Genomic DNA, 12,766 nt, shown 5'->3' with positions numbered 1-12,766 from the left:
TTCTGCACCGTGGACGGGGGTTGTGTCGGTGGCAGCCCTCCCGCAGTCACCGGCCCACCGTCCACGGTGCAGAACCCTCGACGGATCCTCATCCCTCCTGAGGATCGATCGCGCTCCGAGCCGATCGGCGGAACAGTGATGAGGCACTGGTCACGCCGATGAGCAAGGAGTAGTCATCGGCCTGCCTACCGGAACCTGATGAGGGCTCCGGTAGGCAGGCTGTTGAGGCCGCACCTGCGACGACCGCGGCGGGTGCCGAACCGGCGAGAGTTCGTCCGCGCAGCCAGCCGTGCAGGACGGCGACGCCGCACGAGGCGGCGACGTTCAAGAGCAGGTGCCAGGTCGCAGCCGCCGCACCGCCGAAGAAGAGGGCGAAGAGCAGGAATACCGCGACGTCCATCCAGGACCGATCCTCGGGTCGAGCGTTGCCGTGGGCAACGCTGGCGGACGTTGCCTACCTCACCTGTCTTACGCGCGGGCGGTGGGGAGTCTCCTCCCCACCGCTCACACGTTCCGGCCGGACCCAGGCCCCCCTCGACCGACCGTGGACGGCGTGCCCCCACCCCATCCATCCGTTGCATCGCGTGGGACGGCACGGTCGTTACAGACTTTTCCGCAATTTCGTAAAAACTGCGCAAAGGTGCGCACGAGACCCTTCTCTGTGCGCGGAGAAGTGTGCAGCGACCGTCAAATGATCAACGAACGACCTACGGCGCTCGGGTGGCGGCCGACCGGCGGTCAGGCGACGGCGGACCAGGCCTGGTGCGCGGCGCCGAGCAGGCCGGCATTGTCGAGCTGGGCGGGCTCCACGGTGAGATCGGTGACGAAAGGCAGCTGAGCAAGGCGTTTCACCCATGCCTGCACAGGATCGAACAAGATCGACCCTGCCTTCGCCACCCCGCCGCCGATGACCACGGTGGTGAGGTCGACGGTGACCGCGGTCGCGACGATGCCTGCGGCAAGCGCCTGCGCACCGTCGTCGAAGGCCGCCAGCGCGAGCTCGTCACCGTCGGCCGCGTCGGCCGCGAGTACGGCGGCATCCACGTCCTCGGCGGTCCGCCAGCCGCGACGCTTGGCCCGGGCAACCATCCGCGGCCCGCTCGCGTACGCCTCGACGCATCCGAACGACCCGCACGCGCACGCCTCACCGTCCAGGTCGACCACGACGTGACCGATGTGCGCGGCGTTTCCCGACTGGCCGATCACCGCCTTGCCGTCGACAACCAATCCGCCGCCGACACCGGTCGACACGACGATGCCGAGCAGCGTGCCGACGTCCCGCCCGGCACCGGTCCAGAACTCGCCGAGCGCGAAGCAGTGCCCGTCCACACCGAGCGTCACCGGTACGTCGCCGACGAGCGCGCGTACCCGGTCGACAAGTGGGAAGTTCCGCCAGCCGGTGATGTTCACCGGCGACACCAGCCCGTGCCGCTGGTCCAGCGGGCCGGCCGAACCGATCCCGACCGCCAGCGGCGTGGCGTCGCCGCGGACCCGCTCGATCAGCTCGGCCAGCGCGGCGAACACCTCGTCCGCGTCGCCCGGCGGAGTCATGATCCGGTCCCCGGTCAGGATGCGGCCGTCGGCGGATACGAGAGCGGCGGCCATCTTGGTGCCGCCGATGTCGATGCCGAGTACCGTCGCTGCCTGTTCGGTCATATAGTCCCCCGTCAGTGCCGATGCAGGTTGTCAGGTTGATTGCTGTCGCCCGGGTGCTCGAGCCCGCGGACCAGCTGGACCCGCTCGTGCATCGCCGCATTCAGCCAGCGCGCGAACGCCTCCAGCCGTGCGCTCTGCAACAGCTCGCGATGCCACCCGGCCACCGGTACGGCGGGATCAGCCGGTGGCTCCTCTCCGAGTACGTCGGCCGCGTACGCCAACTGCTCCGCCGGGATCCGCACCTCCGCACTCACGATCCCGGCCACCCGCCGTACAGCATCCGAACCAGCCAGCGCAGCCGCGGTAATAGACCCAACCGCGATCGCCGTAGACACATCGATGGGCTCAGCCGGCGTCTCGGGAGCTGCATCCCCACGGCGCCGCAGCTCGTTGACGCAGAGTTGCTCGGTGATCACAACCTGAGCAACCCACCGCCTCAGCTGGCGCCCCTCCCGACTATCCGCCCGGGGCAGCACACAGGCCGCATCCCCATCCCTCAGCCGCTCCAGCCGCTCATCCAACAACTCCCGCCCCAGCGGCTCCCCGTCCAGATACGCCATGACGTCCGCCGGCGCGACGGGCGCCCGCCCAACCGCGTGCCCGTGACCGTGGGCGTGCTCGTGGGAGTGGGCCACGGCGGTGGGGGCCGTCACTGGATCTCCAGGCGGACGGTGGGGGCGTACTGCGCTCGGCCGAACCACATGACCTTCGGCAGCACCCAGGCGTGCGCCGGCGTGGCGTCCGCCGGTGCCTCGACCGGCACGGCGACTGTGACGGACGACTTCGGCGGTACGACGACCAGTCGCACCGGCTCGGGCAACCACGACCACGTGCCGTACGGCGACGCCAGTTGCAACTCGGCGCGAATCTCCGACGACGTGTTGTTCGCGAACTCCAGCTCGAGCGTCTCCGCCGTACCAGGTGACAATCGCAGGTCCTGGGTCGACGGGGTCACCGTCAGACCGGTCGGACGCCCCGGCTCACCCTCGACCGCACCGGCGCCGTGGTCCGGTGGCTCGGTCGGCGGCATGCCGAAACCGAGCGCGGCGGTCAGCTCGGGACTCTCGCCGACGAACACCGTGACGACATCCTCGACCGCTGTGACGCCGGCACCACCCGCAAGCTCGTCAGTCCTCGTCAGCACACGGGCGGCGACGAAGTACTGGCCGGGTTCGCAGTTCTCCGGAGGACTCACGTTCGCGAGGTGCCGAACGTACCCGCCCGGCTCGAGCCGCAGTGAACGATCGGATTGATCAGTTGTCCACCCGTCCGGGAGTTCGATTGTCAACAATCCTTCGGCCGGACTGTCGGCGTACTGGTTCGCGATCACCATCGAGATCTCGAACGGCTTGCCGGCCGTCCGCGCGACGGTGGGGGAGACCGACATGCTGACCGGCAGGAAGCCCATCTGCGCCGGACCACGATTGTGCAGCCAGTAACGCGCGTACGACGGCTGCGCCAGCTCACCAGCTTGTCCGAGTACGGCGGGGTTGGCCTTGGCGGCACCGTCGACAGTCAGGACGAAGGTGTCGACGGCCGAGCCCGGCAGGTCCACCGTGAAGTTGCCGTCGGCAACCTCGATCGGTGCGCCGGGGTTTTCGAGCAGGTCGGCGTGGTGAGCGCCGGTGATCGGGAGTGCGGAGCTGACCGTTGCCGTCGCCCCGAGACCTGATGCCTCGATCAACCGGATCGTGACGCCTTCCCGCGGGTCGGCCGGGACACCCGACCCGTGGGCGATCGGGTTGCCGGCCGGCTTGAGCGCCGAGACCAGTACGTCGCGTTCCGGGCTGACCTGGAGCAGCGAGTGCGTCGCCGGCAAGGTTCCGTCATGTGCGGTGGTAGTTGCCGCCAGCAACGGTGACGAGAACTCCTGCCCCCGGCTCGGCAGCTGCAACTTCCGCCAGTCGCCTTCGCCGCTCGCCAGCGCGTACCGGAACTCATGCGTCCAATGCTGCAACTGGAACGCCGACCCATCCGGCGCCGACCGCCGCGGCGGATCAATCCAAATCCCCGACGGCCACCCACTGCACGACCGCATCAACGAAGCATGCAGAGCACCGGATGCATCCACTGCAAACCCAGGAAGTCCGTAGGTCAGCAGCGCCACAGTGCGATCCTCGAACTCCTCAATCACCCCGTCGCCGGCAACGGTCGCGGTGATCCTTGCCTCCGCGAGCTCCGCCACCGCGGCGTCAACCGCGGCCCGGGTGGGCAGGACCAGGGCCGGGATTGCCCGCACGTCCCGCACATCGGCGTTCGGCTGCCAAACCTCAGCCAACGCAGTCCGAGCCGGCACAAACACCGCGCCGCCTTCGGCGGCGGAGGCTGCCGCCGTCCCGGCGCCGGCGGCTGGAAGCTCGCCGCCTCCGGCGATGTCGGAGTCGGTTGGGCTCAGCGCGCCCGCCTCCTGCCCGCTTTCGGCAGCGCCGGCGCTGTGCTGGGCGGGGCTGCTCTCCACACCGTCACCCTCGAGCAGCGAAGCTGCTGTGCCGATCAGGATGCGGAGGTCGGGGAGGTTGGAGTCGACCTGGAGGGAGCCGTAGCGGGAGCCGCTGGCCAAGGACGTGGTTGCGGTGACGCCGACGCGGGCCAAGGCGACTACCAGCTCACGAACCTCGGCGGGCTCGGAGTCATCAGGTACGACGATTTCGGCGACCGCGATCGGGCGGGTGCCGATGTGGTTGCCGGCGGCATCGGTCAGTTCGACTCGGGCAGTGGTGCCTAGCCCGAACCAGGTGTTGGCGGGGTTGTCGAGGGTCCAGGGGGCCTGGGCGCTGTCGACGTCGATGAGTCCGAAGCCGCGGCCGACGACGGCGCCGGCGACCTCGCTCAGCGGTAGCGCGCCCGGGACATCGGCAGGGAACTTTACCCGCACCAAACGATCGGACTGCGCGTGGTCCAGGATGCGGGTCGCGAACTCGACCCGGTCGAGCCCGTTGTACAGGGTGACGACGGCCTCGTACGAGATCCCGTCGACCTCGCCGCGGCTGACCACCCGGCTGCCGAGCGGTCCGGCCTGGGTGAACACCTTCGCCGGCGCCCCACCAGAGCCAACCACCGGACCCGACGGGGTCAAGTGCCACGGACCTTCGCCGAAGCGTGGATGGTCCGGGTACTCCTCGTAGACCCGCAGTTCGTTGCCCAGTCCCTTGAGCACCTGCCGGCCGGTCCGATTGTCGACAATCGAGCTGACGCCGCCACCACGCGACGGATCCACCGTCACGCTGAAGAACTCGTTCTCCACCACGGGGGTATCCGACGCCGCACCCCACGACCCCGCCGTACCCGAGGAGCCCGTACCGGAGGCCAGCTGGTACGTCCGCCAGCCAAGCGAAGGCACGGAATCCGCCAGGAACGTGAGCTTGTCGCCCTCGACCACCGACGGAACGTCGACACCAGCATCGTCGACAATCCGCCAAGATCCGGCCGGCACCTGCACGGTGACCAGATCCGTCCGCGTGAACGACAGCGTGTTGGTGACGACGACCGCCTGCGCCCCGAACGCCGATGTATCGATCTGCGCCGCGAAGGCTTCCAAAGACGCCGTACGCGCGGCATCCGCCAGGTCGTGCGCCTCGCGCCACCCGGTGACGAGGTCGATGTAGACCTGGTCCGACTCCGACCCGGTGATGGCGTCGTGGTGAGCGCCGTAGGCGAGCTGCCGCCAGACCTTGTCCAGCGAGGCCTCCGCGAAGCGCCCGAGGCCGAGCAGGTCGGCGTACGTCCCGAGCTTTTCCGCGTCGACCGCCGCGACCTCGGCCGCGCGCTGGGCCTGCTTGGTGTCGATGTACGACACGTCCTTGCCGGTGTAGATCGGGTTCATGTCCCGCGACTGCGGCGACGGCCGCCGGCCGGTCTCGGCGAGCTCCGCGCGTACCCGGTCCATGAAGTGCTTCGTCGTACCGCAGACGAACTTCGGCCACGCGTAGCGGGCGTTCCAGTCGTGGTGCACCGCAGTGATCCAGTTGTTGGGAGGCGCATAGTCCCCGCCGACCGGCAACAGCGCGTTGCGAGTCGCCGCAACCGTCTTCAAGATAACGAAGAGGTTGTACGCCGTATCGCCAGCAGCCTCGACACTTGGTGCGTGCTGGAGCTCCCAGCCCGGGCCGTAGTGGTCCGGCATGTAGTGCGTCAGTACGCCGTCCCCGCTCGGGCTGATCCACTCGAACTCACTGTGGAACTGCATCACCGCGGCAGTGCCCGACTTCGGGTCGCCCCAGGCCTGCCGCAGCGGCCCCCACTGGTGGAACGGCCCACGCGCCCACGCTGACCCGGTCAGCCCGGCCTTGGCGAGATACCCGGGGAACTGCGGGTCGTGCCCGAATACGTCCAGCTGCCACGCGTTCTGCGGGTCGCCGCCGAGGATGTCGCGCTGGTAGCCGATGCCGTACACGATGTTGCGGATCGTCGTCTCCGCGCCGGTCAGGTTCGTGTTCGGCTCGTTGTAGGTGCCGCCGATGATCTCGACCCGGCCCTCCGCGATCAGCCGGCGCAGGACCGCCCGGTTCTCGGGGAAGGTGTCGAAGTACGGCTTGAGGTAGTCCAGCTCGGCGAGCACGAAGCAGTACGCCGGATCGCGCAGCGCGAGCTTGAGATGCGCGTCGACCAGGCTGAACGCGTTGTGCGTGTAGACCGGCCGGGTGGTGCCGTCCGGGCCCTGCAGGTCCCAGCTGGTCGTGTACGCCGCCTGGGTGTTCCACCAGACCGGGTCGTAGTGGAAGTGCGACACCATCACCATCGTCCAGCCCGGCTCGGCGATCACTACCGTCCCGCTGTCCGACGCGGCGTCGACGCCGTCCGCCTGCACTGTGACGGTCGCTTCGACCTCAGCGCCGTACTGCGTCCGGAGCGCCGAAGCGATGTCGAGTGGGACCTCGACGCGGATCGGCCCGTCACCTGGCGGCAGGTCCGCCGTACCGGAGACACCGTCGCCGGCGACGCGCACGGACAGGGCGCCGTCGCCGGTGGAACGGGTCAGTTCCACCCGCAGAAGCTGGCGGGGATCGTCGTCGCTGCCGGCGAACAACTCGGGCGAGGAGACGTGGGCGATCTGTACGGTCACGGCGTCGGGCTCCGTCGAGAGTGGTCAGGTCGGGAGACAACGTTATCCGTAACTGGCCCGGACAGCGAGAGGTCAGTCTCACGATTCCGCGACGAACCCGCAGGCGCAGGCGGAAAAGTTGCCGACCCGGCCCTTGACAACGATCGCCCTGAAAGCCCTCCCCAAAGCTAATAATTAGCACTCCGTGACAGCTCTGTCCCGCCCGCCTGAGCCCCCCACGACCGCCGCCACGCCGCGCCCGGCCTAGGTGCGGAGGCGGACGTCCGGCACTCACGAACTGCGGCGAAGGCCGGCCCGGCGCCGTCGGCTGAGCGTGGCGAGGGCACGCCGGCCGAGGTTGGTGAGTGCCGGACGCCCGGGTCGGGTGTGGTTGGTGAGCGACGGAGGCGGGGGGGGGGAGGTTGGTGGGCGTTGGAGGCCCGGGGCGGGTGGGGTTGGTGAGCGATTGAGGTTCGGATTCGGGTGGCGGTGGGGGCTTGGGCGGGAGAGGGTGTGGGGCATGAGTGATGAGTTGGTGCGGGATGCGGGTGGCGCGTTGGTTGTTGGGTTTGAGGGGACTGTTGCCACCGATGAGCTGCGGCGAGCGGTTGGGGCGGGGCTTGGGGCGGTGATCTTGTTTACCCGGAACGTCGCGGACTCCGATCAGGTGGCGGCGTTGACTGCGACGCTGCGGGCGGAGCGGCCGGATTTGATCATCGCGATCGACCATGAGGGCGGCGAGTTCAGTCATCTTGCCCCGGCGAACCCGTGGCCGCTGGCCTCGCCGCGGTCGCTGGGCGACCTCGACGACGTCGACCTGACCCGGGCGTCCGCCCGGGACGCCGCGGCCACGCTCGCGTCGCTCGGGATCGACCTGATGCTCGCGCCGTCCGTCGACGTGAACAGCAACCCGGCGAACCCGATCATCTCCACCCGCTCGTTCGGCACCACCGCCGACGTGGTGTCGCGGCACGGCGTCGCCTTCGTCGAGGGCGTCCACGAGGCCGGGATCGCCGCCTGCCCGAAACACTTCCCGGGCCACGGCGACGTCTCCGTCGACTCGCACCTCGACCTGCCCCGCGTCGACCGCTCGATCGACGAGGTCAGCGCGGTCGAACTCGCGCCGTTCCAGGCGACCATCGCGGCCGGCGCCGACGTCGTCATGAGCGCACACATCATCTTCTCCGCGTACGACGACCAGCCGGCCACCCTCTCGCATCGGATCCTCACCGGCTTGCTGCGCGAGGAACTCGGCTTCCAAGGCGTGATCACCACCGACGCGCTGGAGATGCAGGCGATCACCAAGACCCGGTCCATCGAGGACGCCGCGGTCGCCTCGATCCGGGCCGGTGCCGACCTTGCCATGATCGCGATCGGCGGCGCGGACCCACGCACCCTCACCGCGCGCGTGGTCGATGCCGTCAGCAACGGTACGCTCGACGCCGGCCGGCTGGCGGATGCCGCCGAACGGGTCCGGACCCTCGCCGCCACCCTCGCGTCCCGGACGCGGAACCCCGGCCTCGACGGCGCCCCGATCCGTGACGTCGCCGCGCGGATTGTCGGCAATCAAACGATCCCGGCTCTCGGCCCGGCACCGTACGTCATCGACCTGACCCAGGGCGTGCACCCGGCCTGGAACCCTTATTTCTCTGGGCTCCCCGAGGTCTTCAGTCGCGTCGCCCCAGCGTCGGATGGCGTCGTCCTCCGCGGCGAACACCGCCTGGGCGGCGGGGGTTCGCAGTCGGGCGACGCGATCGCCCAGGCCGCAGCCGCCGCAGCCGACAGGCCGCTCCTCATCGCCGTCCAGGACGCCGTACGCACGCCGTGGATGCGCGATGCACTCGACCATCTTCTCCAGAGTCGAAGCGATGCCTTCGTCCTCTGCACAGGCATCCCCGAGGACCAGGCGCTCGTCCCCGCCGGCATCGCGTCCGCCACAACCTCCGGTCGCAACGTGATCGTCCTCGAGGCCGTGGCGCGGGCACTGACCCGCTGAGTAGCTAACCCGCTAACCCGCCAGGCCGGATTCGTAGGCCGCGATGACGAGGTGCACGCGGGTGCCGACGTCCAGCTTGGTGAGGAGTCTGCTCACGTAGGTCTTCACCGTTGCCGGGCCGATCTGCAGCTGCCGGGCGATGTCGGCGTTCGACAGGCCGCGCGCGACGAGCCGCAGTACGTCGGTCTCGCGTTCGGTGAGATCGAGTGCGGCACGGCGAGGTGCTTCCGGCGACTGGGGGAACGCCTCGATCAGGCGCCGGGTGATCGAAGGGGACAGCAACGCCTCGCCGTCCGCGGCTACCCGGATCGCCTGCAGCAGCTGCTCAGGCGGCGTGTCCTTGAGCAGGAACCCGGTCGCGCCCGCACGCAGAGCGCCGAACACGTACTCGTCCAGCCCGAAAGTGGTCAGCACGACGACGCGCGTCCCCGCGCACGACGGATCGTTGGTGATCCTGCGGGTGGCCTCGATTCCGTTCAGGACCGGCATCCGCACATCCATCATCACGACGTCGGGTTTGGTTGCCTTGGTCAACCTAACGCCTTCTTCACCTTGGCCGGCCTCGCCGACCACCTCGATCCCGTCCGAGGCGTTGAGCAAGGCAACAAAGCCTGCCCGCACGAGTACCACCGTTGGCCGATGGCCCGGCCGCCAGCCGTCCGTCGAACAGCCCCACCCGCTCCCGCATCCCCGTCAGCCCGAACCCACCTCCGCTCGGCGAACCCTGATCCCGAGGTGCGGAGTTGTCCACTTGTACGACGAGTTCGCTGCTCGACGCTCGTACGGCGATCTGAGCCGAGGCTCCCGGTGCGCGTTTGCGGATGTTGGTCAGTCCTTCCTGGACGATGCGAAAGACAGTCATCCGCACGCTTTCCGGCAGTTCGCCCACGTCGAGGTCGAGCTTCACTGGGCCGTGGGCGACGCGGTGAGTCGACGCGAGCAGTTCGAGCTCGTCGAGTCCGGGGCTAGGGACGAGAGAGGCCTGATCCGCGGGACCGGCGCGCAGGATGCCGAGCATCCGGCGGAGGTCGTCGAGTGCGGTCCGGCTTGCTTCCTCGATCGTGGTCAGCGCGGGGGCGACAGCCCTGTCATCGGGTCCGAGCAGGTGGCGGGCGACGCCGGACTGCACGGCGATCACCGACAAGGTGTGGGACACGACGTCATGCAGTTCACGCGCGATCCGCAGCCGCTCGGCGAACACGGCTCGCTCCGCCATCGCCGCCCGAGTGCGCTCGGCTTCCAGAGCCCGTCGTACGGCGGCCTGCTGCCGCTGCCGGATTCGCCGTACCGACAGACCACCCCCCAGACGAGGCTGAACCCGACCAGCGACACGAGGTCAAGCGGCCAGGACGAGTACTCGGGCGAATCGAGCCGCACCGCAACTGTCACGCCGGCAAGCATCAAGCCAAGGCTGATCAACGCCCGGCGCAGTGGTTGGTAGGCGGCCGCCGCGTAGAGCGCGAAGAGCGTGCAAGCCGGTACGACGCCCTGGGCCCAGCCGAGCAGCCAGATCGTCAGCCAGGCGCCGAGCGAGACGACGAGCACCGTCGCCGGAAACCGCCGCCGCAACACCAGCGGAAGACTGGCCAGTACGGCGAGCCCGGCCAGCCTGAGGTCCGGCGGCGGATACTGCCGCGCATCCAGCGGATCGGGCACCATCACACTCCCGACCGCCAGCACCGTCAGCGCCAGCCCCATCAGCAGATCGATCACCCACTCCACCACGACTCCAGACCCCGGCACCGACACCGCATCGGCGGAGTGAACTGCAGGCGCGGGCTCGTCGGCTCCGGAAGGCTGCAGTGTTGTCGGCCCAGGCGCCAGGGTGGGGGAGAGCGGGGGCAGGTCGGACTGCGGTGGTTGCTCGGCTCGTGGTGTCGGGACCATCCCCGCCCTCCCCGTCGTGGTGCTTGCTCCTCCCGCCCTGTCAGCAGGGTAAGGCCGGAGGCGGTGCCGGCGGGTCCGTCGCGTGGCGGTACGCCGGTTCCGCCGTACGGGGGAACGGGTCAGAAGATCAAGCCTGGTGGCGGAAGGGGAGGTTCGGTCTTGTGGGCGCTGTGGTGGTGAGCGGGCGATCCGATGCTGATCGGGTCAGTTCGAACACCAGGAGGGGACCATGTCCACGCTCACCAAACAGACCACGATCGACAGTACGCGGACCGCAGCCGTCGCGGCCGGGCTTGTCGGCGCGATCAGCACCGCCGCCTACATCTCCAGCGTCATCTTCATGCCGGACATCGACGCGCGGGAAGGCGCGACACACCCGCTCGTACAGGTGTCCGGGATCATCACCGCGCTGAGCTTCGTCGCACTCGCCCTGACTTTGCCGTCCTTGGGCGAGCGGCTGCCCAGGTGGGCCTTGTACGTCGCCGGCGCCGGCTGCGCGTTTGTCGCCACCAGTGCCTGGACGTTCGGCCCGTTCATGGGTCACGTCTCGGGCCTGCTCACCGACGCGCAGGGCGACCAGTTCCAGGACGCGACGAGCGGTTACCTCACCGCATTCTGGCTGCCCAAGGTGGTCTTCTGCGGCGTCGGCTTGCTCGCCATGGCCATCGCCGGCTGGCGTCGACGGACCATCGCCCGACCCGCGTGCGTCGTACTAGCGCTGGCCGCGATCGTCTCTGTCCTGATCGCCGCGTACCCGCCCGGCGCATTCCTGACCGCACTCGCGCTCGCCTGGACCGCCCGCACCGCGAGCGGGGCCGCCCGCAGCGCGACGCCATGACCAGCTCGGGCAGTTACCGCACTCTCGGATCAGGTCCTCCTGGGGCCGAGTTCCAGATCGAGGGCGTGTTGTTCGACGTAGTTGAGGGCGTGGCGTACGGCGCCGACCGACACGATGGCGTCGCCGAGCGGGGAGACGGCGACGCGGGGCGGGGTGCTGGTGAAGCCGGCGAGCTGCTTCTCGATATCGGGTAGCAGCGCGGCCGCGGCTTCGGCGACCGCACCGCCCAGGACGACGAGCTCGGGATTGAACAGGATCCCGAGAGTCGCGACGACCCGGGCGGTACGGTCGGCCACCTGCTGAAGGATGCCGAGGGCAACTTCATCGCCCTTGGCCGCGGCCGCGAACGCCTGCTCCGCGGTGACCGGCCGGTCGCCGGCCAGCTCCCGCAGTACGGTCTCGACGGATGGATCGGCGACGGCCGCAGCCCCTTGTTCGCGGGCGATGCGGGCGATGCCGTGGGTGTCGCCGACGCCTTCGACCAGCTTGAGGAAGACCATCTCGCCGGCTCCACCACGGCTGCCGTGCAGGAGTCGCCCGGAGTCCATCAGCCCGGAGCCGAACCGCTCACCCGCCAGCAGTACGGCGAGGTCGCCGACGTTCCGGCCTTCACCGCGCCAGTGCTCCCCGAGGGCGGCCAGGTTGGCGTCGTTCTCGAGCAGCACCGGCCAGCCGTGCAACTCGGTCAGGCGGTCGGCCAGCCCGGCGTCGAAGCGTCGCCAGAACTCGTCGTCCACCAGGATGTTCCCGTCGCGATCGACCGGCGCCGCCACACCGACTCCGGCCGCGAGGATCCGGCCGTCGGTCAGGTCGGCCGCCGCCAGCGCCTCCACGACGGTCTCGTGGACGATCTCCGTGCGCTCGGCGGCCGTCTTGACGTCGTACACCGAGCGACCGGCCTTGGCGACAGTCTCGCCGCGCAGGTCGGCGAGCAGCACGGTCGTCTTGGCCGCGCCGATGTCGATCCCGAGCACGTACCCGGCGCGGTGGTTGTACTCGAACCGCCGGGACGGCCGGCCCACCGAGCTGTCGTCCCGGCCGGGGTCGTGCTCGACCACCCAGCCCATCGAGATCAGGTCGTTGCAGACCGCGTGCACGGTCGCGCGCGTCAGGCCGGTCGCCTCGATCAGGCCGGTGCCTGTCATCACTCCGCCCTTCGCGAGCACGCCGAGCAGCTTGCCCGCGTTGACGCGGCGCAGCATCGGCGGTGTCGCGGTCGGCGGGGTCGCCGATGGTCTCGCCATGAGAAATATCCCCCTTGACCTGTCCGGGAAGCCGTGCGCAGAATACTGCGGAATCTAAATTTAGAGTCTATATAAACGAGCGGGCAATGTCGCCGCAACAGCCC

General features: G+C 69.4%; 10 protein-coding genes. 2 read left to right on the top strand and 8 right to left on the bottom strand.

Annotation, left to right across the window (positions count from 1 at the left end; all coding sequences use genetic code 11):
* Positions 1–88: 88 nt before the first annotated feature.
* From EV646_RS06035 to EV646_RS06020, 4 genes are all read right to left on the bottom strand, one after another.
* Positions 89–400 carry a hypothetical protein gene (locus EV646_RS06035; protein WP_132144650.1) on the bottom strand — a complete coding sequence of 104 codons (312 nt, stop codon included), beginning with the start codon at positions 398–400 and terminating at the stop codon, positions 89–91.
* Positions 401–738: 338 nt separating this feature from the next.
* Positions 739–1,656 carry an ROK family protein gene (locus tag EV646_RS06030; protein ID WP_132144648.1) on the bottom strand — a complete coding sequence of 306 codons (918 nt, stop codon included), beginning with the start codon at positions 1,654–1,656 and terminating at the stop codon, positions 739–741.
* Between the two features lie 11 nt (positions 1,657–1,667).
* Entirely contained in the window at positions 1,668–2,309 is a 642-nt protein-coding gene (locus EV646_RS06025; protein WP_241995340.1) for a DUF7158 domain-containing protein, read from the bottom strand.
* Positions 2,306–6,718: a glycoside hydrolase family 38 N-terminal domain-containing protein gene (locus EV646_RS06020; protein WP_132144646.1), complete on the bottom strand. Its 4,413-nt coding sequence runs from the start codon at positions 6,716–6,718 to the stop codon at positions 2,306–2,308. Before EV646_RS06020 ends, EV646_RS06025 begins: the two co-directional genes overlap by 4 nt.
* Before the next feature lie 499 nt (positions 6,719–7,217).
* Between EV646_RS06020 and nagZ the strand changes: the two genes are divergently transcribed.
* Positions 7,218–8,693, top strand: coding sequence for a beta-N-acetylhexosaminidase (gene nagZ, locus EV646_RS06015; protein ID WP_132144644.1), 1,476 nt, complete (start codon positions 7,218–7,220; stop codon positions 8,691–8,693).
* Positions 8,694–8,705: 12 nt separating this feature from the next.
* Here nagZ and EV646_RS06010 read toward each other — a convergent pair whose 3' ends face one another.
* From EV646_RS06010 to EV646_RS06000, 3 genes are read right to left on the bottom strand one after another with little or no spacing between them, the layout of a single operon-like run.
* Complete coding sequence (locus EV646_RS06010; RefSeq protein WP_338419243.1) at positions 8,706–9,314, bottom strand: response regulator; 609 nt, start codon at positions 9,312–9,314, stop codon at positions 8,706–8,708.
* Positions 9,241–9,909 (bottom strand): sensor histidine kinase, encoded by a 669-nt coding sequence (locus EV646_RS06005; RefSeq protein ID WP_132144640.1) that lies wholly within the window; start codon positions 9,907–9,909, stop codon positions 9,241–9,243. The genes EV646_RS06010 and EV646_RS06005 overlap by 74 nt, the downstream gene beginning before the upstream one ends.
* Positions 9,828–10,580: a DUF7134 domain-containing protein gene (locus EV646_RS06000; RefSeq protein ID WP_132144638.1), complete on the bottom strand. Its 753-nt coding sequence runs from the start codon at positions 10,578–10,580 to the stop codon at positions 9,828–9,830. The genes EV646_RS06005 and EV646_RS06000 overlap by 82 nt, the downstream gene beginning before the upstream one ends.
* Before the next feature lie 229 nt (positions 10,581–10,809).
* Here EV646_RS06000 and EV646_RS05995 point away from each other — a divergent pair, with 229 nt between their 5' ends.
* On the top strand, positions 10,810–11,418 hold the full coding sequence (locus EV646_RS05995; protein ID WP_132144636.1) for a hypothetical protein: 609 nt from the start codon (positions 10,810–10,812) through the stop codon (positions 11,416–11,418).
* A 29-nt stretch (positions 11,419–11,447) separates the two neighbouring features.
* Here the strand turns inward: EV646_RS05995 and EV646_RS05990 are convergent, their stop codons facing one another.
* Positions 11,448–12,662, bottom strand: a complete 1,215-nt coding sequence (locus EV646_RS05990) for an ROK family protein (protein ID WP_132144634.1) — start codon at positions 12,660–12,662, stop codon at positions 11,448–11,450.
* Positions 12,663–12,766 lie beyond the last annotated feature (104 nt).

Source organism: Kribbella antiqua (genome assembly GCF_004345665.1).
Taxonomy (GTDB): Bacteria; Actinomycetota; Actinomycetes; order Propionibacteriales; family Kribbellaceae; genus Kribbella; species Kribbella antiqua.
The sequence above is the reverse complement of the archived record's forward strand: the minus strand, read 5'-3'. Positions and strand labels throughout refer to the sequence as shown.